Source organism: Nitrosospira sp. NRS527, assembly GCF_018406445.1.
GTDB classification, from domain to species: domain Bacteria; phylum Pseudomonadota; class Gammaproteobacteria; order Burkholderiales; family Nitrosomonadaceae; genus Nitrosospira; species Nitrosospira briensis.
In genome coordinates this window covers 1495869-1519379 of sequence record NZ_AP024515.1, presented here as the reverse complement: position 1 = coordinate 1519379, position 23511 = coordinate 1495869, and the positions used below count along the sequence as shown (strand labels likewise).

Here is a 23511-nt window from a genome sequence, read left to right as displayed (position 1 = left end):
AAGCTATTTCACGAATTTGATATCTTGCGGCGGCGCATGACTATGAAACTGAAGAGGCCGACAGCCAGTAAGCTCAATGAGCCGGATGCGGGTAGCAAATTTATGGCGAGTAGCTGTCCATTCTGATCCTGATAAAAATAATCACCGAGCGTAGTCGAACCTGGAAACAAACTGTTATCGGAACCGGTATAAATCATTGCCAAATCGTCCGGGCTATCGCTGGCATGTTGATAAAATAAAGACTGTGATTTACCCCCATCTTTCTTGATATTGGCTATCTGCCCCGTGAGCTGCATTACTCCCCAACCGTTCGCGATGTTCTGAACCCCCTGCAATGTTCCACCCCCCGTTGCTCGCAAGAAATTTCCCGTACCCCCCGTTATCTTGAAGATAGAATCAGTTAACGAAAAAATGGATGGGAAAGCCGTCGGAGTGAAGGAACCACTATAGTCGGCAAACAGTTCATCTCCACCCGATACCGTAAATACCATTTCTCCGGTAAAAGAAAAGTAAGTTGCAACAGGAGTGATGCAATCGTTAGCCTTAAGGGAAACTGCTCCCAGGAGCGAACTGACCCCGGCACCCGTAGTCGTGCCACCGAAACCCGAAGCGCAATTGGGTCTATACCCTGTTTGTTCGTGCGTGATTCCACTAATCAACAACAGCGCGCTCTCGGCAGTCAACGGCGCAACAACAGATGCGATTGCCAAAGCGGATGCCGTGAAGTGCATGATTAAATTTGAACTGACTGTTTTCAAGTTAACTCCTTTCAAGTGAGCAGTAAGCACAACGCGTCAGAATTTCGGTAGTCAACTGAAATGTAAGCTTGTCCCAGCGCAAATTTATAATGCCTGACCTTCTGCGTCAACCAAAATTACCAAACATATTCAATACGATGTGGCTCGTACTTCATGCGGGCTTCCAACTTGTCGGCTTGGCGGGCTCTATTGGGTGCCAGCACAAGGCTTATATGCATGAGCCCGAGCTGAGGCTACTCAATCTCCTATTAATGCCGAACAAGCTCTGAAACATTCAATCCTTATACACCCGCGTCTCCCATGACAATATACTCATATGGCTCATATGATCCATATAGACAGCGCCTTAACCGGTAGAGCAGCACTGATTCCGACTTGAAGGAAATTGAACTTTTCGCAATTGCTGCTAAAGTGAATTTATAGGGCGAGGAAAACTGGAAGCTGAAATCTCCGCCATTTCGATCTTGTCCGGTTATCGCTAGGAGCTACGAAATGCCCATACTCGACCACAACACCTTCGTTAATCGCTTGAGGGGAAAATTCATCAATACCGCCGAGCTTCAAAGTGCTCACCCGGATTTGAATGTGCGGCGTATATCCAGTAACGGGGTTATCGAGGGCACGACCCAAAACCTTGAGAAGTTGTGGGAGGTCATCGATAATTATGACCATGACGGCAACGTTAATACAATCTCTGACCCGCCGGCCTTGGCCATTGCTCAATGGTTGTTCTCAAAAACGGGGAGCCTCGCGCCGGGAAGAAACGAGGCGTTGAGCTGGAAGAAGGTTGCGGAACTGGGTGACAAGAGTATCACCGACAATAGCAATGCGCATAAGGCCGCTATCGACAATACCGGTATCGGCCTCTACTACGGCGACCACTCACCTTTCCATGATGCTATCCTGAGAGGCGACCGGCCAGCCCTGCGAACGGAAATAGATGCCATGAGCATGGGAAATTGGCAAATGGGATCGATCGAGCCTGGATCGGTTATTATAGAAAGTACATCCGGACAGGCTGCGCGGCTTAAGGAAAGTTCGTGTATCGGCTGGGTAATGGAAAACGTGAGAGCAGCCTACGAGGGGGGCGGCTATGGCGGGCGTTTCGCCGAGATCAACAGCAGAGTAAAGGACGCCGATCTGCGCGGTACCGTGCTCTGCGAGGAATTGCAGAAAGACGGCTGGACCGCCATTTTTTATTGCCCGAGAACCGCCGAAGACCTGGCGGATTCAAACGAGCGCGAGAAGTTGGGCGCGCTTAATATGGCGAAGGCGGGCACGCGCGTATGGAAATCACCGATTCCAGGATCGAATGGCGTGCACTGCGATGCAGTCATTACGGGCTACCGCGGCGTCACGCCGGATCGCAATACCTTGATGATGCTGGAAAAACTGGAAAATATACCTTTCTTCGTCGGTGTCGCGAATGGCGGCATACATACGTTCGTAGGGCACAAAGGGAGCGTGTGCGATTTTCATTGGACTGCGCAGCCTGATGACAAAGACGCGATGACCGAGAACCCCGTCCGGCAATGGAAATGGGACACGGGACTTTACCTGGTGCCGCCGGGATATTGGTAAGGCCGCCAAGAGGCTGGATGCGGGAAGCCGGACTTAATCAGCACGCCCCAACTGTTGCTATCCCACTGGGCACTGGGTCTGATGATCTGTTCGCTTGAAACGCTAAAGCATAAAGGGAAAGAACATGGACACGTTTGGCGGACAGCGCAGGTCGTCTCGGGGAGATAGCAAATGCATGACAGATTTCTAGTATTGACCACGTTGCTTATTGCGCCGCTGGTCGCAGGATGTGCTCAGATCAAATCTTTTTCCGTAACCCCGAGCATTGTATGCCCTGGGGAAACTGTCGAGATCGACTGGAAGGCTTCAGACAAAATCGCCCTGGATGCGGCACCTCCATTGGAGGGGACAGGGGAAGGGCCCACGGAAGGCTCGCGATCTTTCGCTCCAACGGAGAATACCCGGTTTACGATCAAGGTTCCAGGCCTGCTCAAGGGCGCTCAGCGCGAGTGGGATGTCCAGGTGATACCCAGCCAGAGTACCGGACTGCTGGGAGGCGTTGCCCAGTGTGGCGGCAGTCCCCAATCCGTATCGACATCGTTCACACTGCAGCAAAAAGACACCTCTTCACAGGTCCGAGCCGTGTCGATTGCAAATAACTATAATCGGCAGTTGGCTGTCAGCAAGGAAGACATTGAAGTGGAGATACCACCGAATGGTACGACAGATCGCTTCAAGAATGCGTCCGTTATCGGTACATGGACGGTTCGTACCCCATTGGCTCCGGATGAAACTTGCGATAATGCGCTCGACGCGGTACGGGGCCGATTAACCATCAGAACGCAGATGAGCTGCGAGGAGAGACCTAATGGCGGCCCTTGACCAGTTTCAGACCATCGTGATCGTAATGATGGAAAACCGATCCTTCGATCACGTTCTCGGGCACCTCAGCATGGCTCGCTTTGGCAATCGGAAGGACGTGGAAGGGTTGATTGATCCCGAAACGAACCTCGACTATACCAATTTCCTGGACGGCCAGGGTTATCAACCTTTCGAATTGAAGGATGGACCTCTGTTGCATGACCTGCCTCACAGCAGGGCTCGTGTAGCAACTCAACTGGCAAAGGCCGGTTCGCGTTTCACAATGAGCGGTTTTGCCGATGCCTATTTCCAGGCGACAGGCAGCAAGATCAAGGACCCACCATCATTGGGATTTCTATCGCCTGGCGATACGCCGATATCGAATTTTCTTGCGACGCAGTATGCCGTGTGCGATAACTGGTTTGCTCCGCTTCCGACGGATACTCAGCCGAATCGTTCAGTGGCGTACAGCGGCTACAGCATGATCGACGACACGAAACCGCGCCCCATCCCAACAGTGAAGGGAAGTTTTATTTTTGAGTGGCTGAATTCCCGCAATGTCAGTTGGCGCGTCTATCACTGCGGGGTTTCATTCTTCACTCTTTTCGATCGTTTTCATGAAGAGGTACTTGGGCCTGATTTCCGCAGCTTCAGGCATTTTCCGGCAGATTTCGAGTCGGAATCAGTCTCGGAGATGCCGAGCGTGATATTCATCGAGCCTGAGTATACTGATTCTCCTGTCCATTTCGGTTGGATACCCAACGACAACCATCCTCCCACGCCTATCGGACCTGGCGAAAACTTCCTGCGGGATATTTACAGCCTGCTGACTCGGGACAGTGCAAAATGGAACCGTACGCTGTTGATCACTATGCATGATGAGCATGGCGGATTCTTCGATCATGTTCCGCCGCTCGCGATCCCTGCCGTGGTTCCGCCTCATTCGCTATTCTCAACCGCGTTTGGGAGCACTGGCCCGAGGGTTCCGGCGCTTATCGCATCACCATGGATCCGGCCGGGTACTGTTTTCAAGGGATCGATGGATCACACATCGATCCTGCAATTACTGTCCGAGAAGTTCGCCGGCACGCCGGACTATAACGATGAGGTCGCGCGAAGGAGAAAACTGGGGATACAAAGCGTGTCGCAGGTACTCGCCGATTCACTTGCCCAACCAAGGACCGACATCCCGCCACCGCCACAGGAGACGATTTCCAGCACGACAGCGCAGGCACCGCAGCTTGATCCGCAGACCGATAGTCAGCAGGCTTTCAGCGCAGCTGCGAAAGACCTTCTGAGGTACGACCGCAAGCGAGCACTGGAAAAATATCCTGAGCTTGTACACCTCCCTGAAGAGCCTCCCCCTGCTTCCCGGAATTGATGAGGCACCTTCACCCTCACTATCACCCGCGTTTTTTCAGGCGAGCACTTTCGCGATGCGTCCGAGTGCGTTTTCCAGGTTGGCCATGGTAGTGGCGAAGGAAAGACGAATATATCCTTCGCTTCCAAACGCTGAACCCGGCACCACCGCCACGCCACCGTGTTCCAGAAGATATTCGCTGAAGGCGATATCGCTGCCATCCTTGATATCGCCTTTGGCATGCAATTCACTTATCGCCTTCCGGACATCGGCGAAAGCGTAGAATGCGCCCTCGGACAAAAGGCACTTGATACCGGGAATGGCGTTGAGCGCGTCGGTGACGAACCGGTTACGTTCCCTGAACGCGGCCACCATGGGTTGAATGCAGGCTTGATCACCGTTAAGGGCTGTTTCCGCAGCGACCTGCGAAATGGAAGTGGGGTTGGACGTACTCTGCGACTGAATGTTCTCCATGGCGGTAATGATATGTGCCGCTCCCGCGCAGTAGCCGATGCGCCAGCCCGTCATGGCGTAGGCCTTGGATACGCCATTGAGCACGATGGCGCGCGGATATAGCTCGGGGCATGCGTTGAGTATATTTACGAATTTTCCGCCGGAAAGCAGAATATGTTCGTACATATCGTCGGTGGCCACAAGAATATCGGGATGCCTGAGCAGAACTTCGCCCAGGGCTTTGAGCTCATCCAGCGTATAAACCCCGCCCGAAGGGTTGCTGGGGCTGTTGATGACGAACATCCGGGTTCTGGGCGTGATGGCTTTTTCCAGTTGCGCCGCGGTTATCTTGAAATCCTGCTCGATGCCGGCTTCGACGATTACCGGTTTGCCTTCTGCGATAAGAATAATGTCGGGATAGGACACCCAGTAGGGCGCGGGTATGATGACTTCATCGCCGGGGTTGATGACGGAAAGCACCAGATTGAAAAAGCTCTGCTTTCCGCCGCACGAAACCAGGATCTGGCGGGCAGTATAGTCAAAACCGTTGTCGCGCTTGAATTTGGCAACGATCGCATTCTTGAGGCCGGGAGTGCCGCCTACTGCCGTATACTTTGTAAAACCCCTGTTGATGGCGGCTATGGCGGCATCCTTGATATGCTGCGGGGTATCGAAATCCGGCTCGCCGGCACCCAGCCCGATGATGTCCTTGCCCTCTGCCTTGAGCCGTGCAGCCCGGGCGGTGACCGCCAAGGTAGGGGAGGGCTTGATGGCCTGAACGCGCTTTGAAAGTTCCACGATAATGTCCTTACGCTGATGCCGGCTGCGCCCGCATGGTAAAATTAGTTGGATAGCCGGAGAATGATCCGAAATAACTGAGCCCGCGATTATACCTGTGATCCAGACCTTCCCCAATAGTCCTTACAAACTGCATCAGTTGTTCAAGCCTGCCGGCGATCAGCCTGAAGCGATCGACAAGCTGGTGGAAGGGATCGAGGACGGCCTCGCGTTCCAGACATTGCTAGGTGTAACGGGTTCCGGCAAGACCTTCACCATGGCCCATGTAATCGCTCTGCTGGGGCGTCCCGCGATTATCATGGCACCCAATAAAACACTCGCAGCTCAGCTTTATGCGGAAATGCGCGAATTCTTTCCGGAAAACGCCGTTGAGTACTTCGTATCCTATTACGACTATTATCAGCCGGAGGCCTATGTTCCTTCGCGTGATCTGTTTATCGAAAAGGATTCCGCGATCAATGAGCACATCGAGCAAATGCGTTTGTCCGCGACCAAGGCGCTGCTTGAGCGAAACGACACCATAATCATCGCCTCGGTTTCATGTATATATGGTATCGGCGATCCGGTGGATTACCACGGCATGATCCTGCATTTGCGCGAACACGAAAAAATTACCCAGCGCCAGGCCATACAGCGTTTGATCGAAATGCAGTACGAACGCAACGACTTTGAGTTCGCGCGTGGAACCTTCAGGGTGAGGGGAGACGTACTCGACATATTTCCCGCTGAAAGTTCGGAAACCGCAGTGCGCGTATCGCTATTCGATGACGAAGTGGAAAGTATGACGCTGTTTGATCCGCTCACCGGGCATACGTTGAAAAAAGTGTCTCGTTATACGGTTTATCCGTCCAGCCATTATGTAACGCCACGAAGTACCACATTACGCGCGATCGAAACGATCAAGGCCGAATTGCGGGAACGCATAGATTATTTTCACCTGCACAACAAATTGGTGGAGCTCCAGCGTATCGAACAGCGCACTCGTTTCGACCTGGAGATGCTTAACGAATTGGGTTTCTGCAAAGGCATTGAGAACTATTCGCGGCATTTGTCCGGAAAAAAAGAGGGTGAACCTCCGCCTACGTTGCTGGACTACCTGCCGCCCAATACATTGATGGTAATCGACGAGAGCCACGTCACAGTCCCTCAGATAGGAGGCATGTACAAGGGAGACCGTTCACGTAAGGAAAATCTGGTGGAATACGGCTTCCGCCTGCCTTCTGCGCTGGACAACCGCCCACTGCGGTTTGACGAATTCAGGAAGATGATGCCTCAAACGGTGTTTGTTTCCGCGACCCCCGCGGAGTTTGAACGGGTGCACAGCGGGCAAGTCGTGGAGCAGGTGGTACGGCCCACCGGCCTGGTGGATCCGCAGATCGAGGTTCGTCCCGCTACAACCCAGGTCGATAATCTCATGTCGGAAGTCAGCCTGCGCACGGCCAAAGGCGAACGGGTCTTGGTAACGACACTGACCAAACGCATGTCCGAGGATTTGACAGATTATTTTTCCGATCACGGTATCAAAGTACGCTACCTTCACTCGGACATCGATACAGTGGAACGGGTGGAGATCATTCGCGACCTGCGGCTTGGTAAATTCGACGTGCTGGTGGGGATCAACTTGCTACGAGAGGGTCTGGATATACCCGAAGTATCGCTGGTAGCCATACTGGACGCCGACAAGGAAGGATTCCTGCGTTCCGAACGTTCCCTGATACAGACCATCGGCCGTGCCGCACGTCACATTAATGGCACCGCGATTTTATATGCCGACCGGATCACCAATTCCATGCGCCTGGCGATGGACGAAACCGAGCGCCGCCGCAATAAACAAACGTTGTTTAACCAGGAACACGGCATTACACCGCGGAGCGTACACAAGCGTGTGAAGGATTTGATTGATGGGGTTTACAACATTGAAACCGCCCAGCAGCATCTCAAGGCAGCGCAAGTGCAAGCGCGCTACGACTCGATGAGCGAAGCGCAACTGGCCAGGGAAATCAAGGCGTTCGAGAAGCAGATGCACGATGCCGCAAAGAACCTGGAATTCGAAAAAGCGGCAGAATATCGGGATGAGCTAAAAAAGCTAAAAAACAAGCTCTTCGTGGGGTTTATTGAACCAGAATCCGGGAAAGATCCGGAAAAAATAATTAAACATCAAAAAATACGGAAGGGCGCATAACATGCGCTGAAAATCAGTCGCTTACCTCTCAATATTAATGTTGTTTCAAGCTAATTCACTATTGTGGCTGAATTGACGAAAATAACTTGATCAAACGTTCGGTTGAGCGTTTTGCTATTGAAATTCTTCATAACCAGGCTCTGTTCAAAACGAACACGATCACCTACCTTTACTCGAGTAGTCGGAGCGGCGATCCAGAAACGTTTTTCAGTATTGGCCAACTCCATATAGGTATAACCTGGCGCATCCAGCGTAGAAAGCACTTTGCCTTCATTGCTCGGCATTCCCGCGGCCGCGCTCGCAGTACTGGTACCTGCTGTTTCCGCCAGCACATGTAACGGGCTCAGCAGCATGAGTCCGATGGAAAAAGCTACCGTTAGGTGGGATATTCTCAAAATTGTCTCCAGAATCGATAATATTGGCAGGACGAAATCATACACCTCAATTCCTGAGGTTCCAACCGAAAAAATTGTCTCGCTTGGGGAGCGTACTGCTTCAGATGCTTATTTTTTGCTGAGAAGAAAGAAAATCAAGGGCTTCCAGTCCAGGGATCAACCTTGCGATCAGGCGGAGGACCCGCTTGCCCAGGGGTAGATCGAGGATCAAAGACAAAAAGGGAGGGTGTGGAACCACCATCCAGCGCCGTCGGCGAACCAGGCAGGGTACGAGGCATCACCATGATGCCAGGGGCAAGCGTACTTGAAGACAGCGAGTCTGTCGCAGACTGGGCACTGATGGCGTTGACACCCGCCTGATGGTATTTACGCGCGCAAATTGCAGTTCCTTCCTCTATGCTGGTTCCTGCTTTCTGCTCCGCCGCTTCACAGCTCAATCTTTGATAGACAGCCATATATTCAGACGCTTCTTTGTACTGACCTGCTTTCATCAGTTCTTTCACGTGAAGCTGTGCGTCCTTGAACTTGCTTTGGGGGTCCGGCTTTTCAAATATCGGAGGCGTATCCGCCGCTAATGCGACGGTTGAAATGATCGCGGTAAAAATAGCCAGAACTATAAGTTTCATGTTTTCTCCTTTCAATGAATGGAGTTTGAGAATTATAAGACGGCGCCCTAAAAAATTTGTAACGCTTATTTACTCGTTCAATCATAAGCCGTTTTCAACAAGTTGAAAAGTGAAAGAATAAAGACAGCCGAACGGTTTCAAGTCGGATCCAAATCGCACGAATGGACTTATTGGCTTTATGTGTGGCGGTTTTCGGTCAATACCGTTTCAAGCCATGAGAACGCGCCATCGAAAGACGTGTCGGCATTCGTGAATGCGTCAAATCTGGGCACGGCTGGCTGGTGGGAACCACGCCGGAGAACTACTTTCGCGCATGTCCAAAGACCGGATTCTTGAGGTGGTGGGAGAGGTGGTTTATCCTCAAGTAGCGCAGACGCTAACGAAGATCAAAAAGGGTGAACTGGTCGAGTTGGCGAATGCAAAATTATCTGGCTTGCACTGGTTACCGCGGGTAATCTCGATGTGCAGGCACCACAGGAATAATCTTAAAACTTGCCGCTACAGACTCTTATCCGGATCTGTAGCGGCAAGAGGAAAGAGAACATATATGCGAAAATTCAGGATCACGGAATTGACCTGCACTCCGAAAAGTCGTCTTGGTTTCTATATGCCGATGCTGAAATGATTGACGCAGGGCGTCTTTGGACTAAAAGTCACTATTACCGGTATAACACTATCTTCCATGGAGCACACTTGCGTGGCCGCCCCTGAGATGGATACATGAATACCCTGCATAGTGGGGCTTGAGATCCACCAGTTATTGGTCAAAACAAAATGTCCCTGGGCAACAATAAAATTCTCAACAACTATTACCTGGTTGGATTGATTCGTGATCTTCATGGTGCCTTGCACGGCAAAGTTCAGTTCATTGGGGTAAGTTCCAGCGCTATCGCATACTACAGTCTGGCCATTACCGGTTGCTGATTTAAACCAGTTTGCAACGGCAGTCGTTTTCTTTCTCCCAGCATTAACCATGATGTAGGCTTGATCATGGCCATCCTCCTTTTTTATGCCGGATGTAACGCCGTAATATGGCTGCCCCGATGTTATCGAGTGGCTTGTTTCTGTAAAACTAAAAGCTTTCATGCCGTTTATATCAAAAAATACAAAATTTTCATGAGCGGTAGCCACCTTATTTTCCTTTTTAGTTAATTCCAAGCGTGGAACTTACAGCCCAGTCTGGATGCCCATCTTTAATGGTTGTCCAACCGCCTGGTTCATGGAGGCTACCAATTCAGAGCCAAAATCAAATTGAGGAATAGAACAGGAAAACCACCTCACTTACCGGTTGACGGCCTCGTCAGCCAGACCAACCGATCCGGAGCATGTTTTCGCATATGAGATTCCACTTAAAATACTCAGATCGTTGTTCAACGATTGGGAACAGCTCTAGGTCGCAGTTATTCCTTGCTTAGAATCGCGCTAAATGCTTGTCGATCCAGCCAACTTTTACATTGCAAGTCTGAATATTCAAGAATGAAAACCCTCATGCTGAAGCGTTGCCCAGAAAAAGGCCCGGCAAGGAGTAGTTGGCCTTGCCGGGCCAGAGACGCCTACTACAAGAGGGAGAAAAAAGTAGACGTCTGATGATAGTTTGCTCAATCGGCTTTAATCCCTCTGTTCCCAACCGCACATAAGTGAATAATTTATATACAGACCACACCCGCGAAGATAATTTTATTTAATTTGCGCATAATGTATATTATGTTAAATTAACTAATCCTCTTATGCTTCCGGCACGAACTTGAACTTCTTGCGGCTGAAAACCCCATCCGCGCTGATGCTGGTTTGTGAGACACATTCAGGTGCCTTCCGCTCCTGGTAAATGAACGGCCTGATCGGCTGGTTCGTGTCGCGGAAAGATTTCTTGTCTTTCCCGTTTTTTTAGCTATAAACAATGTAAGTCATTTCAACCCAGATAATCCATTAGGACGCAAGATGATGATGAGGCAGGTTGCGAGACAGCTTTTCGGTTGAGAGAAGTCCATAGCTTGATCTATGGACGCCGCGCAGGTAGCAAAAATGGCGGCGAAAATGGCCGAAAACTGACCGCCAGCACTCGCATAGGCTCGTAGAGTCGCCTAATGAATATCTGGGTTCAACTCACAACAGAGTATTTTTCTCCAAAATTCCATGTCGTATACCTATAGGTCCATGGTTTAGAGTCAAAAAAACGGGGAGGAATAATGAACCTCAAACTTGATAAGTCACATCGTTGCAAATCAATGTGGTTAAGTCTCATTATAGTGGTAGCGCTTGCGCCAGCTTACGGACACGCGACCGATGCCGGAACCTCGGTCGGAATTTTTCTCGACCCGACACCGTCATGCCCTCCTGCAACTTGTAGCGGGGTAGAAATGAATTCTTTTAATTGGGGTGAGCCTACGTCTGATCTTCTTGGTTCACAAGGTAACCTGACCTTTGTTGGAGATAGTTTTTCTCCTTCGGCAGGAGAGACTTTCAAATTAGGAACATTAACCTATCATAACGGCGCAACGATTTCAGGAACAGACGTTACCGGAATCGGGTTAGATATCCCGCTCAACTTTGACGACACAAGCAGAAATTTTACCTATCACACAAGTCTGAGCATCAACAATACGCTAAATATCAGCAATCCAAACATCGGCACCCCTGAAGCCAATGCTGATATCGTGAGCTTCGTGGGTAATACTTTTCCGTACACCTTTCATGTCCTGGAAGGGGCAACAGCCTCAGTTGATCTTATGGTCAAATTGACCCCAACCGAAGATCAGCTCCAATTAGTCGGTCTGACAAATCCAACTACTGGAGGTTCTGTCAGCATCGTACCTATAATGGACCCCGGCAGAGAATTAAGATGGTAGCCTGCTATAAAAAGGCACTGGAACGAGTACAAGAAACCACTCTTTCAGTTGACCGAGCCCGGAAAGCCTGCCCTATGCCAACTTAACGACACCGACTCATTCAAATGGCGACTAGTGGCACAACCTCGTGCTACCCCAGCCATTGTAAAACTCCGAATTCGCTCAGATGACCTCCGAACGAATTGTTCATCTCAGGATGATGAAGATTCATAAGTTTTTGATTTTCTCGCTCGAGCTCGCCGTGCCCAATAATTAGCGTTTAAAGCAGGTCTTGTTGAGCCAAAGATACGCTTAAATAATCTGGAAAATCCGAAAAATCCGGTTCATGGGCAAACTCGCCCGAGCTCTCCCATTCCATTCTTTGCGCAAATATCTTCCGTGTCTTTTTCGTATGGAGCGATATTTTGCGGGATAATGGGCGTTCCAACTGGACAAATCATAATCCTTCCATGCACCTCTCAATTATCATTCCGGCTTTTAATGAAGAGCGTCTGATTGAAGAATGTTTGCAATCCATTTCTACATCACTCGCCGCAAATTACAAACCCGGTTTCACATCGGAGATTATTGTGGTGGACAACAACTCCACTGACAACACGGCCAATCTGGCAAGACAGGCAGGCGCCCGGGTTGTGTTTGAGCCGGTCAATCAGATCGGCCGGGCACGCAATACCGGCGCGGCTGAGGCAACAGGCGACTGGTTGTTGTTTGTGGATGCGGATAGTTATCTAAATACTGGGCTGCTGGCCGATATCCTGCGGCTTATCGAAGAAGGCAAGAGCGTGGGCTGTGGCAGCACGATACAAATGCCGGGATTGCCGTGGTGGGCGAGCGCGACTTTGAAGCTCTGGACAGGTACATCGGTTCTATTTGGCTGGGCGGCCGGGGCGCTGGTCGTATCCCGCAGCGATGCGTTTCGCGACGTCGGCGGCTTCGACCAGGAACTTTACGCTGCCGACGAGATAGGCTTGAGTCAGAAACTCAGAAAATGGGGACAACAGCGCGGGCTTCAATTCGTCATCTTGACCAAACATCCCCTGGAGTCGTCACCGCGCAAGGTGCAGCTTTACTCCGCGGGAGAGATTACCGGCCAGATCCTGCGCGTTATGCTACACCCGCGCCGGTCGTTGCAAGACAAAAAGCAGTTACCGGTCTGGTATGACGGGCGGCGTTAAAAAACAATCGTTCTTCGCAACCTGCAGTTGAAATAACGTGACACATCCAGCGCGACTTTGAGCTAAGATCAACTGCAACTGACAAGATTGGCGCCCCACACCGCGATCTCCAGGAAGAAATCGACCACTCGCCTGCCCGGCCTGCGCCCGATCGATCTGCTGATGTTGTCCCCCCATTATTCGTTTCGCTGCCTGTTCTCCCCCTCTAGCAGTCTGTCGGACTTAAAGGAAATCGACTGCAAAAGCGTCTGGCCGGTTTATACCTCGCCGCTTTTTCAGTCAATAGAATAACTGCTGGCCTTCAAAATCCTCAAAATCTATCCTTAATCTGCCCTCACCTATTCACTTTTTTCGCTACGATTCTTCAAGCACGATAAGCTGCTAGCACATTGTTCTTCTTGTTGGCGGTAATCAAAAAGCCGGTTTTAGGTAACGCTGGGACAAATAACGTCCTGGGTAAGAATCACCACACAACCCCCTTCCAACCCAAAAACCAAATTTGGTGAAATCACAATTTATGAGATATTCAGGCGAGCAGTCGTATAATGACCAGCGGTCACTTATAGGAGTTTCGACACCGTGAGCATCCAGGAACGAAAAGCACGGGAATTCAATCGCCGGGAAAGTGAAATCCTCACCGCGGCGCTGGCCCTCTTCGGCCGTGCCGACTGGGAATTGGTAACGGTTGAAGAAATCTCCCGAAAAGCCGAGGTTGGCAAGGGCACGATCTACAAACACTTCGAGAGTAAGGATGAAATTTATGCGCGGCTTGCACTGGAATTCAATCGCAAGTTGCTGGCGCAAATCCAGAAAACGAATATATTGCCCGTGATTGCGCGCTTTCGCGAAATGACCCGGGTTGCGTGGGAGGCCCATCTTTCAAGCAAGGAACTTCACCGTGTAGTGCTCTACTGCGGGCGTGCTGAGTTCAGGCGAAACCTGCCCGCGCGGATCAGCGAGGAACTCAAGGCGGTCGAGGCAGCGACAAACAAGGCGATTAATGCCGCTATCATGCAAGGCGTCGAGGAAGGCCTGTTTCCACGTAAGCCTCTGGACATGCTGATGTTCGGAGCGCAATCGGCTTTCTGGGGAGCGGTTCAACTGATCTGGAGTGGCTATCTGAACGAGCACGACAAGGCGAGGTATTGCGACGAAATTACCAACTTCATATTGACGGGCCTGATCTACCAGGACCGGCGCCTGTAGACGGAAGAGTGCTTCATTCTTATCTATATGACCAATAGTCCAAATACGACCAACGGACATACCACAGATTCCCATGATGGATATTGACCATACCGGCAGCGAACGGCCTCTCCCGGGCGACACCCGGCAAAAAGTATCCAGCGCGCGTCGCGCTGCGCGTATCGTAGCCGTCGTGCTGATCCTGCTGCTGTGCATCGCGGGTGCACTGCATATCTTCGGCTATGTGGGGACTAATTCCGCCGCTCCCGCCCCCAAAGCGGCTGCGGCGCTGGAATTGCTGCCGCGGGACGTCGCGGAGGCAACGGTACAGGCACTGCAGCGAACTATTCCTCTCACGGGCACGATTCAGCCGCTGAATCAAACGGAGATCAGATCGCAGCAGGCCGCCGAAATCCAGGAAGTGCTGGTTCGCGAGGGCGAGCCGGTGGAAAAAGGACAGGTTCTCGCCCGGCTCGACACTACAGACCTCGAAGCCAAGCTGCGCGACAAGCTCGGCGCGCTGGACGTGGGCAAAGCGCAGCTGGCGCTTGCCAGAAAGAACCTCCACGCTAATAAGTTACTGCTGGAGCGTAATTTCATTTCTCAAACCGCCTTCGACAATTTACAAAGCAGTTTTCATATCGGTGAAGCGACGCTGGTTTCGCTTCAGGCCCAGGTTGAACAGGCACGCAAAGCGCTTGCTCATGCCGTCATCCGCTCGCCGATTGCCGGCGTAATCGCCGAACGCGTGGCGCAACCGGGTCTTGCGGTCGCAGTCCACACGAAACTCTTCACCGTACACGATCTTTCCCTGATGAGTATCGAAGCCCTGGTCCCGGCTCGCGACATTCCCTCGGTACAAGTGGGACAGGAGGCCCGATTACTGATCGAGGGATTCGGCGAACGCGTTTTTATTGGAAAGGTGGACCGGATCAATCCTTCGACCGAACAAGGGTCGCGCTCGATCATGGTGCACCTGCTGATCGACAACACGGACGGCCAACTGAAGGGAGGAATGTTCGCCCAAGGCACGTTGGGTGTGTCGAGCATCGTTTCCGCCATTGTCGTGCCACAGGCCGCGGTGCGCGAGCAAGGCGGCCACGCCTCCGTTTTTTGCATTGAGGCGGGCGCACTGACCGAACAGCGCGTGGAAACCGGCATGCGAGATGCGGCGACCGACACCATTGAAATCAGGTCAGGCCTTTCTTCCGGCGCCAGGGTGGTGGTAGGCAACCTGGTGAACCTGCATACGGGGCAACCGGTACGCGTTATGAATGTCCCCGACGAATGACGTCCGCAGCCCGAATTTCGAAAAAACCATCGCTGCTTGAGCATTCATAAAACCCATAACGCACCCTTCAGCGCATAGCCATGTGGATCACTCGCATCAGTATCAATAACCCTGTTTTCGCCACCATGATGATGGCGGCGCTGCTGGTGCTCGGGCTGTTTTCTTACCAACGCCTCAATGTCGACCAGTTTCCGGATGTCAGTTTTCCAATCGTTGTCGTGCAAACGGAATATCCGGGCGCATCCCCCGAGACGGTGGAGTCGGATGTCACGCGCAAGATCGAGGAAGCCGTGAATACGGTCAGCGGCATCAAGACCGTCAGTTCGCGCTCTTTCGAAGGCAGCTCGCGCGTAATGGCGGAGTTCGACCTGACCACGGACCCGGCAGTGGCCGCACAAGACGTGCGCGACAAGATAGCCCTGGTGCGCCCCGGCTTCCGGCGTGAAGTCAAGGAACCCAAGATCAGCCGTTTCAACCCGGACGACACGCCCATTATCTCCCTGGCGCTGGATTCCAGTACGCGTAACTTGCGCGAGCTCACCACTTTGGCCGACCACATCATCCGCAAGCGACTGGAAACCGTTCGCGGCGTGGGCCAGGCAACGCTCGTTGGCGGAATCATGCGCGAGGTAAAGATCTACCTCAAGCCCGACCAGATGCGCGCACTCGGCGTCGGCGTAGACAAGATCCTCGAGACCATAAAACGAGAAAACCAGGAACTCCCCGCTGGCAGCATTTCTACTGGCCGAGAGGACACCATGGTCCAGGTGCGCGGGCGCATCGCCGAACCTCACCAGTTCGGCAGCCTGATCGTGGCGCAGCGCGGCGGCGCGCCGGTGCGCCTCGATCAGGTGGCAAGCATCGAAGACGGCCGTCAGGAAATGACCACGGTAGCCCTGGTGGATGGCAAACCCGCTCTGAGCATCGATATCGTCAAAGTACGGGGATCCAATACCATCGTGGTAGCCGACGGCGTGCGCGCGGCAGCGGCCGAACTGCGCAGCATACTGCCGCCCGATGTAAAACTCAGTGTTGTGCGCGACAGTTCCACCGGCATCCGCAATTCAGTGGCGGATGTCAAGGCGACACTGATCGAGGGGGCGGCGCTCACCATCGCAATCGTGTTCTTATTCTTCAATTCCTGGCGCAGCACAGTGATCACCGGCCTGACCCTGCCGATCGCACTGGTTGGAACGTTTCTTGCCATGTATGCATTCGGCTACACGCTTAACACCATGACCTTGATGGCGCTCTCGCTCAGCGTGGGATTGCTGATCGACGACGCCATCGTAGTGCGCGAAAACATCGTGCGCCACCTCATGATGGGCAAGAATCATCGCCAGGCAGCACTCGAAGGCACGCAGGAAATCGGTCTCGCGGTGCTCGCCACCACCTTCACCATTGTCGCGGTATTCCTGCCGGTGGCTTTCATGGGTGGCATTATAGGGCGTTTCTTTTTCCAGTTCGGCGTCACGGTTTCCGCAGCGGTGCTGCTCTCTCTTTTCGTCAGTTTCACCCTCGACCCGATGCTGTCCAGCGTCTGGCCCGACCCGGCGACCCAGGAAGGCAAGCCCCGACCCGTACTGGGCCGGTTGCAAGCCGGCCGTGACGCACTGCTCGATGGTATTCATGCCGTGTACGGCACTTTGTTGCACTGGGCGATGAGGCATCGCTTATGGATCTTGGCGCTGGCCTTCGTCACCTTCTTCGGCAGCTTCGCGCTGGTGCCGCTGATCGGCTCCGAGTTCGCGCCCCAAGCCGATCTCGGCGAAGCCCAGGTCACTATCAAGACGCGCGTCGGTTCGTCCATCGAATACACGCGAGCCAAGGTGCAACAGGCGCAGGCGGCACTGGCCGAATTTCCGGAAGTTGAATATTCCTACGCTACCGTAAACAGCGGCGGTGCCGTGGGAAAGAATTCAGCAACCATTTATGTGCATCTCACCGATCATAAGCAGCGAAGCCGCAGCCAGAAGCAGTTGCAGGACCCGATCCGCGAGCGCCTGAACCGTATCGCCGGCATCGAGATCAGCGTCGGCGCGCCGGGTGGTCTGGGTGGCGGCAAGCCGATCCAGGTAAGCATACAAGGGGCCGACATTGCGCAACTGGAGAAGCTGTCGCAAGCAGTAATGGCGACCATGCACAGGATTCCCGGTCTCGTCGATATCGATTCCAGTCTGGAGGCAGCGAAACCGACGCTGGCAGTGGACATCAATCGCGAACTGGCCAGCGATCTGGGGCTCGGGGTTGAACAGATTGCCAATGCCCTGCGCCCGCTCGTCGCCGGTGAAATCGCCGGCGCCTGGAAAGCGCCGGACGGGGAGAACTACGATGTAACGGTGCGCCTGCCGCGCGAGGAGCGCGCACGGGCAGCCAACCTGGACAGGCTCTATCTGACCAGCACGCTTGTCGATGCCGACGGCAGCCCGCGCATGGTGTCCCTGCGGCAGATTGCCGAGTTCGTGCCGACGCTCGGCGTCTCCCAGATCAACCGCAAAGATTTGCATCGCGAAGTCCTGATCGGCGCCAATCCCTCCGGTCGGCCGCCGGGCGATCTGGGCCGGGAACTCGGTATTGCGCTAAAGGATATCGAGGTGCCGCCGGGATATCGGTTCGTGATCGGCGGGGCGAACAAGGATCTGCAGGAGACCATGGGCTACGCCGCTATCGCGCTCGCTTTGGCGGTTATCTTCATTTACCTGATCCTGGCTTCGCAGTTCGGCAGCTTCCTTCAACCCGTGGCGATCATGGTCTCGCTACCGCTCTCGCTGATCGGCGTATTTCTCGCGCTGCTGATCACGGGCAGTACGCTCAATATTTTTTCCATCATCGGCTTCATCATGCTGATGGGTCTGGTTACCAAGAACGCCATTCTGCTGGTCGATTTCATCAATCAGGCCGTCAAGGCGGGCAAGGATCGCCACGAGGCAATTATCGAATCCGGCAACGTGCGCCTTCGCCCCATCCTCATGACCACCATGGCAATGATCTTCGGCATGCTGCCGCTCGCCCTTGGCCTGGGTGAAGGCGGCGAACAACGCTCGCCCATGGCCCACGCCGTCATCGGGGGCCTTGTCACCTCCACGCTGCTGACCCTGCTGGTGGTGCCGGTGATCTACTCCTACCTGGACGACCTGTCTAATTGGGCAACGCGCAAATGGGGTGGAAATTAAGCAGGCTGCAACCTGTCGGGAAACGCGGTTGAACAGGTGCAAGCGTTTGAAGTGCTGCGCATGATGTATGCGCGGCTTGGACCTCGGGTTGCCCGAACACGCTGAATGGGATCGGACGTTATTTCAAATGCAGGCTGTCACGGATAGGCCGGATTACCATAGATCTCCCAGCACTCTGTTAATCACAAAAAGCATCACGGCCAGCGTAAGCAAGCCGAGCAGACGGCCGCTCTCCCCCATCAGATTAGCTGTTAAGGCAGACACGCGATCAAGACGGCGAAAAAGATATAAGGCAATAATAATGCCCACCACCATTGCTGCGTACAAAACCTCCACGTACCCCACTTGATAATACCATTCGCTGTTGTCCACGCTGATTGCTCCATCGATGTCACTGCTGCTGTGCCGGGTCGCTGGTTCCCGCCACAAATTGTCGAACACTCCGCCCTGCCCCCTTTGAATCCGAATCCTTGCCTCAGGGGATTTGCTTCATCTCAGGATAACTGGACTGCTTGGGCTCTTCATCATCACGAATGGCCCAAACGCGTATATTCCCGGTCTAACAGCCTGTCGGACTTAAAGGAAATCGGCTGCAAAAACGTCTGTGCGGTTCATATTTCGCCGCTTTTTCGGCCAATAGAATAACTATTGACCTTCAAAATCTTCAAAATCTGCCCTCACCCAGTCACTTTTTCGCTGCGATTCTTCAAGTCCGACAGGCTACTAGCGTTTTTAACGACTGGTTTTGCCCGTGGATGCACTGGTTCCGGTGGAGCGACGAAGCAATTCCAACAGCGCTTCCGCCGCGGGTCCCGAAGAGGCGGGGTTTTGACCAGTCACCAGGTTACCGTCCACCTGGACGTAGGGCGTCCAGTTACCGGTCTTGCTGTAGTTTCCGCCCAACTCCCTTAGCCGGTCTTCCAGCAGGAAAGGCACGACCGTGGTCAAGCCCACGGCCTCTTCCTCCGCATTTGAAAACCCGGTCACGCGCTTTCCTTTAACCAGATATTCGCCGTCTTTCCCGCGCACATTGACCAGCGCGACGGGCGCGTGACACACTGCTGCAACGGGTTTGCCGGCCTTTACGAAATCTTCGATCAGCGCAATGGATGCCGCGTTATCAGGCATGTCCCACATCGGGCCGTGGCCGCCAGGATAAAATACCGCGTCAAAATCGCTTGCCAAAAGATAAACCAGCTCTTCCGTATTCGCCAACTCAGCCTGTGCGGCGCCGTCTGTCCGGAAACGCTTTGTCGCGTGAGTTTGGTTTTCCGGTAATTCGCTTTTTGGATCAAGCGGCGGTTGGCCACCTTTTGGCGAGGCCAGCTTGATCAATGCTCCAGCGTCCTTCAGTAAATAATACGGTGCGGCGAACTCTTCCAGCCAGAGGCCTGTTTTCTTTCCCGTATTGCCAAGCTGATCGTGGGATGTCATAACAATGAGAATCTTCATCACACACCTCCTTCTGGTTAGAAAGCCATTATCCTGAATCCGCTCCGTCCAACTGCAGGATCTAGCAATCTGCCGGACTTAAAGGAAATCAGCTGCAAAAGCGTCTGCTGGCTCATATTTCGCTCGCCCTGACGATTAGCAAGAGACAATACGGTCTCAAGGACGTGATTGGCGACTGTCAGAATTCAAGCGTATAGTTTTTCAAGTTCACTTGCCGGAAGGCCATCGCATCATGGGTTGGCAAGCCTGTAGGACTTTGCCGCAAGCAGGAACGACAATAGCTGAATCTCTGAGCTATCTTGAGAGCCGAGCGGATAACGCCTTGGCGCTCTGACCCACCACCAAGCATGTATTACATATAACAGGAATAGGCATGACTTTCAAACTCGGCAGCAAGCAGACAATGCTGGCCATCGATATCCGGAATCCAGGAGGCCCGGAGGTATTGATGTGCGCGTTACACCCTATTCCTCAACCCGCGAGTGGAGAGATCCTGATCAAAATCGAGGCGGCTGGGGTCAACCGTCCGGACATTCTACAGCGGCGCGGACTGTACCCACCGCCGCCAGGGGCTTCCGAGATTCCAGGGCTCGAAATCGCCGGGGAGATTGTTGCGTTGGGTAAAGGAACCGTGTGCTTCGAGATAGGCGACAAGGTATGCGCACTCATTGCAGGAGGGGGTTACGCCGAATACTGCACTGTGCACGAAAGTAATGCGCTGCCGGTGCCGCAAGGGCTCAGCATGATAGAAGCCGCGGCCTTGCCGGAAACCTTCTTCACGGTCTGGACCAACCTCTTCCAGCGCGGCAAGCTCAAAGCCGGCGAAACCGTGTTAATACATGGCGGGACATCGGGTATCGGCACCACCGCGACGATGTTGGCCAAGGCATTCGGCGCCGTCGTGCTGGTCACGGCGGGTTCGGAAGAGAAACGACAGGCCTGTCTGGCGCTGGGCGCAGATCTGGCCATCAATTACCGCACGCATGATTTCGTCGCGGAAGCTGAAAAATTCACGGCTGGCGCAGGAGTCGATGTCATTGTTGATATCATTGCCGGTGACTATGTCGCCCGAAACTATAAGGCGGCTGCGCTGAATGGCCGTATTGTCCAGATCGGCGTCCAGAATGGTCCTGCCAAAGACCTGAACCTCATGATCATGCTGAAAAAACGGCTAACGCATACCGGTTCCACATTACGATCCCGCAACGTTTTGGAGAAAGCGCAGATTGCGCAGGAACTGGAACAGCAAGTCTGGCCGATGTTGCATCAGGGAAAGCTGAAGCCCCTGATCTTCCGCACCTTCAGGCTGGAGGACGCAGCCGAGGCCCATACGCTGATGGAATCCGGCACACATATTGGAAAACTCGTTTTGACGACCGCTGCCATGCAGGCAAATGGCTCTGGAACATCGGCCTGAAGTTACTGCCCTTCTCTCTTGCGCTGCCTTGGAGTTAATCCCGCTAATTGGTGGCATTACCGCCACGAGGGCTGCTACAAGCATTTTTACGAGTCAAAGGGAAGCGCAAAACTGAATATCGATTCGGTCCAGCGATTTCTGATGGGGCGATAAAGCCGATTCAACTAAGCGATCGCAAGCTAGTCAGCGCTTCCCCTTGCATTTCCGTACACCACCATCGAGCTCTCAAGGTTTGTCAGGGAAAGGAATGTGGCCGGAGCGAGAGCAGGTGGCGAAGCTATATCAGCCCATGCGCCAGCTCAGCAATATCCTGATAAAATCCCGTCCGTCTACTTTTCCTCAAGCAGATCGCATGAATCTTGTCTTTAACCGGATGTGTCGGGTTTTCTCATGGCGCTATTTCTCTCAGGATGCGCCATGCCCGAACCGAAGAAGATATATGAAGGAAACATAAAAGATAAAAAGGTCTTGGGATAATTATTGGACAGATGACTAGATCACTATTAACCCAACCCGCTACCCCGAATCATCTTGGCTTTTTACTCTCTCGCGACTCTCCTATGAGCCATAACATGACACCCATTAAAAATCTTGTAATTCTTTTTCTCCTGCTTTTTGGATTCAGTGCTATTGCAGGCGCACAGTCAAACGAATGGGTAAAACTAGAGAATGAAGCAGGGTTGCTTTACCAAAAAGGCCAGTACGACAAGGCGACAATAGTTGCCAAAAAGGCACTTGCGGTGGCGGAGAAAACGTTTGGATCCAATCATTCTAATGCGGCTTTGAGCCTGAACAACCTCGGGTTTTTGTATCGCGTCCAAGGGCAATACGCGCAGGCCGAGCCGCTCTATAAGCGATCATTGGCGATCAGAAAAAAAACACTTGGATCCGATCATCCCTATGTGGCTCAAAGCCTGAGCAACCTCGCGGCACTGTACACTTCTCAAGGCCAATATGCCAAAGCGGAACCCCTCTTCAAGCAATCGTTGTCGATCAGGGAGAAAACACTTGGATCCGATCATCCCGATGTGGCCGAAAGCCTGAACAACCTTGCGGAACTGTATCGAGCCCAAGGGCAATACGCACAGGCTGAGCCGCTCTACAAGCGATCTCTGGGAATCTGGGAGAGGACGCTCGGACCCGATCATCCCAATGTGGCAGCCAGCTTGAATAACCTCGCGTCTCTGTATGATATCCAGGGGCAACGCGCACAGGCTGAGCCGCTCTATAAGCAATCACTGGCAATTAAGGAAAAAGTGTTCGGACCCGATCATCCTGAAGTCGCCTTAATCCTCAACAATCTCGCGTCGCTGTATAGCGACCAGGGGCAGTACGCACAGGCCGAGCCGCTCTATAAACAATCGCTGGGAATCAGGGAGAAAACACTCGGATCCGATCATCCCGATGTGGCCACCAGCCTCAACAACCTCGCGGAACTGTATCGAGCCCAAGGTCAATACGCACAGGCTGAGCCGCTCCATAAACAAGCACTGGGGATCAGGGAGAAAACACTCGGACCCGATCATCCCAATGTGGCCACCAGCCTCAACAACCTCGCGTTACTGTATGACAACCAAGGGGAATACTCGCAAGCCGAGCCGCTCTATAAGCGATCATTGGCAATTAGGGAGGGCACACTTGGACCCGGTCATCCCGATGTAGCCCAAAGCCTGAACAATCTCGCGGGACTCTATCGAGCAACAAACCGAGTTAGCGAAGCTGAAGCGTTAGAGCAGCGGGTAGCAAGTATTCAGGCAGCCTTTCCGATGGCCACAAACGCCCAGTTACATGACTCTGACCCAGCCGATCAGCAAAATGGCAACGATATGCCAAGGGAGCAGACGCGCAAAACGGAACGCAATCATCAGGAGGAAAAGGCGCAGGCGATCGTCCGTCAGATAGTAATGGATCGTATGCACCAGAAGCCGCAACCAAGTAACATACTACTGGGAACCCCCCCGAGTTTTAAAACGCCTATCTACTAACGGCCCATGAAGGCGCCATAGCACCCCAATCGG

At 53.0% G+C, this 23511-nt stretch carries 18 protein-coding genes; 11 read left to right on the top strand and 7 right to left on the bottom strand.

Annotated features, from left to right (window positions below):
* Window positions 1–8 precede the first annotated feature (8 nt).
* Window positions 9–758: a hypothetical protein gene (locus KJS40_RS06755; RefSeq protein WP_213539567.1), complete on the bottom strand. Its 750-nt coding sequence runs from the start codon at window positions 756–758 to the stop codon at window positions 9–11.
* 492 nt (window positions 759–1250) lie between these two features.
* Here KJS40_RS06755 and KJS40_RS06750 point away from each other — a divergent pair, with 492 nt between their 5' ends.
* The 3 genes from KJS40_RS06750 to KJS40_RS06740 all read left to right on the top strand — a co-directional run bounded on the left by KJS40_RS06750 (window position 1251) and on the right by KJS40_RS06740 (window position 4521).
* The gene (locus KJS40_RS06750) at window positions 1251–2339 is read left to right on the top strand and encodes a hypothetical protein (protein WP_213539566.1); all 1089 of its coding nucleotides are present in this window, start codon (window positions 1251–1253) and stop codon (window positions 2337–2339) included.
* Window positions 2340–2510: 171 nt separating this feature from the next.
* Window positions 2511–3161, top strand: coding sequence for a hypothetical protein (locus tag KJS40_RS06745; protein WP_213539565.1), 651 nt, complete (start codon window positions 2511–2513; stop codon window positions 3159–3161).
* Complete coding sequence (locus KJS40_RS06740; RefSeq protein WP_213539564.1) at window positions 3148–4521, top strand: alkaline phosphatase family protein; 1374 nt, start codon at window positions 3148–3150, stop codon at window positions 4519–4521. The genes KJS40_RS06745 and KJS40_RS06740 overlap by 14 nt, the downstream gene beginning before the upstream one ends.
* A 36-nt stretch (window positions 4522–4557) precedes the next feature.
* Here KJS40_RS06740 and KJS40_RS06735 read toward each other — a convergent pair whose 3' ends face one another.
* Window positions 4558–5751: a pyridoxal phosphate-dependent aminotransferase gene (locus KJS40_RS06735; RefSeq protein ID WP_213539563.1), complete on the bottom strand. Its 1194-nt coding sequence runs from the start codon at window positions 5749–5751 to the stop codon at window positions 4558–4560.
* A 97-nt stretch (window positions 5752–5848) separates the two neighbouring features.
* Between KJS40_RS06735 and uvrB the strand changes: the two genes are divergently transcribed.
* On the top strand, window positions 5849–7933 hold the full coding sequence (uvrB, locus tag KJS40_RS06730) for an excinuclease ABC subunit UvrB (protein WP_213539562.1): 2085 nt from the start codon (window positions 5849–5851) through the stop codon (window positions 7931–7933).
* Window positions 7934–7983: 50 nt separating this feature from the next.
* Here uvrB and KJS40_RS06725 read toward each other — a convergent pair whose 3' ends face one another.
* From KJS40_RS06725 to KJS40_RS06715, 3 genes are all read right to left on the bottom strand, one after another.
* Window positions 7984–8328 (bottom strand): NrfJ-related protein, encoded by a 345-nt coding sequence (locus KJS40_RS06725; protein ID WP_213539561.1) that lies wholly within the window; start codon window positions 8326–8328, stop codon window positions 7984–7986.
* 134 nt (window positions 8329–8462) lie between these two features.
* A complete protein-coding gene (locus KJS40_RS06720; protein WP_213539560.1) occupies window positions 8463–8954 on the bottom strand; it encodes a hypothetical protein in 492 nt (163 codons plus the stop codon).
* A 603-nt stretch (window positions 8955–9557) separates the two neighbouring features.
* Window positions 9558–10112 carry a hypothetical protein gene (locus tag KJS40_RS06715; protein WP_213539559.1) on the bottom strand — a complete coding sequence of 185 codons (555 nt, stop codon included), beginning with the start codon at window positions 10110–10112 and terminating at the stop codon, window positions 9558–9560.
* Between the two features lie 1028 nt (window positions 10113–11140).
* Here KJS40_RS06715 and KJS40_RS06705 point away from each other — a divergent pair.
* The 5 genes from KJS40_RS06705 (at window position 11141) to KJS40_RS06685 (ending at window position 18624) form a co-directional block, all read left to right on the top strand.
* Window positions 11141–11800 carry a choice-of-anchor K domain-containing protein gene (locus KJS40_RS06705; RefSeq protein WP_213539558.1) on the top strand — a complete coding sequence of 220 codons (660 nt, stop codon included), beginning with the start codon at window positions 11141–11143 and terminating at the stop codon, window positions 11798–11800.
* 449 nt (window positions 11801–12249) lie between these two features.
* Window positions 12250–12975, top strand: coding sequence for a glycosyltransferase (locus tag KJS40_RS06700; RefSeq protein ID WP_090457218.1), 726 nt, complete (start codon window positions 12250–12252; stop codon window positions 12973–12975).
* Between the two features lie 579 nt (window positions 12976–13554).
* Window positions 13555–14181, top strand: a complete 627-nt coding sequence (locus tag KJS40_RS06695; protein ID WP_213539557.1) for a TetR/AcrR family transcriptional regulator — start codon at window positions 13555–13557, stop codon at window positions 14179–14181.
* Between the two features lie 73 nt (window positions 14182–14254).
* On the top strand, window positions 14255–15451 hold the full coding sequence (locus tag KJS40_RS06690; RefSeq protein WP_213539556.1) for an efflux RND transporter periplasmic adaptor subunit: 1197 nt from the start codon (window positions 14255–14257) through the stop codon (window positions 15449–15451).
* An 80-nt stretch (window positions 15452–15531) separates the two neighbouring features.
* Entirely contained in the window at window positions 15532–18624 is a 3093-nt protein-coding gene (locus KJS40_RS06685; RefSeq protein ID WP_213539555.1) for an efflux RND transporter permease subunit, read from the top strand.
* A 153-nt stretch (window positions 18625–18777) separates the two neighbouring features.
* Here the strand turns inward: KJS40_RS06685 and KJS40_RS06680 are convergent, their stop codons facing one another.
* A complete protein-coding gene (locus tag KJS40_RS06680) occupies window positions 18778–18996 on the bottom strand; it encodes a hypothetical protein (RefSeq protein WP_025039675.1) in 219 nt (72 codons plus the stop codon).
* A 360-nt stretch (window positions 18997–19356) separates the two neighbouring features.
* Window positions 19357–20076, bottom strand: coding sequence for a type 1 glutamine amidotransferase domain-containing protein (locus KJS40_RS06675; RefSeq protein WP_213539554.1), 720 nt, complete (start codon window positions 20074–20076; stop codon window positions 19357–19359).
* Window positions 20077–20449: 373 nt separating this feature from the next.
* Here KJS40_RS06675 and KJS40_RS06670 point away from each other — a divergent pair, with 373 nt between their 5' ends.
* Entirely contained in the window at window positions 20450–21493 is a 1044-nt protein-coding gene (locus tag KJS40_RS06670) for an NAD(P)H-quinone oxidoreductase (protein WP_244859738.1), read from the top strand.
* Between the two features lie 572 nt (window positions 21494–22065).
* Window positions 22066–23478, top strand: a complete 1413-nt coding sequence (locus tag KJS40_RS06665) for a tetratricopeptide repeat protein (RefSeq protein WP_213539553.1) — start codon at window positions 22066–22068, stop codon at window positions 23476–23478.
* The last annotated feature ends 33 nt before the right edge of the window (window positions 23479–23511 follow it).

Bases quoted from the DNA above. Each gene is read 5' to 3' on its own strand.
- KJS40_RS06750 (WP_213539566.1), top strand. From the start codon at position 1,251: ATGCCCATACTCGACCACAACACCTTCGTTAATCGCTTGAGGGGAAAA.
- KJS40_RS06745 (WP_213539565.1), top strand. From the start codon at position 2,511: ATGCATGACAGATTTCTAGTATTGACCACGTTGCTTATTGCGCCGCTG.
- KJS40_RS06740 (WP_213539564.1), top strand. From the start codon at position 3,148: ATGGCGGCCCTTGACCAGTTTCAGACCATCGTGATCGTAATGATGGAA.
- KJS40_RS06720 (WP_213539560.1), bottom strand. From the start codon at position 8,954: ATGAAACTTATAGTTCTGGCTATTTTTACCGCGATCATTTCAACCGTC.
- KJS40_RS06705 (WP_213539558.1), top strand. From the start codon at position 11,141: ATGAACCTCAAACTTGATAAGTCACATCGTTGCAAATCAATGTGGTTA.
- KJS40_RS06700 (WP_090457218.1), top strand. From the start codon at position 12,250: ATGCACCTCTCAATTATCATTCCGGCTTTTAATGAAGAGCGTCTGATT.
- KJS40_RS06690 (WP_213539556.1), top strand. From the start codon at position 14,255: ATGATGGATATTGACCATACCGGCAGCGAACGGCCTCTCCCGGGCGAC.
- KJS40_RS06685 (WP_213539555.1), top strand. From the start codon at position 15,532: ATGTGGATCACTCGCATCAGTATCAATAACCCTGTTTTCGCCACCATG.
- KJS40_RS06675 (WP_213539554.1), bottom strand. From the start codon at position 20,076: ATGAAGATTCTCATTGTTATGACATCCCACGATCAGCTTGGCAATACG.
- KJS40_RS06670 (WP_244859738.1), top strand. From the start codon at position 20,450: ATGACTTTCAAACTCGGCAGCAAGCAGACAATGCTGGCCATCGATATC.
- KJS40_RS06665 (WP_213539553.1), top strand. From the start codon at position 22,066: ATGACACCCATTAAAAATCTTGTAATTCTTTTTCTCCTGCTTTTTGGA.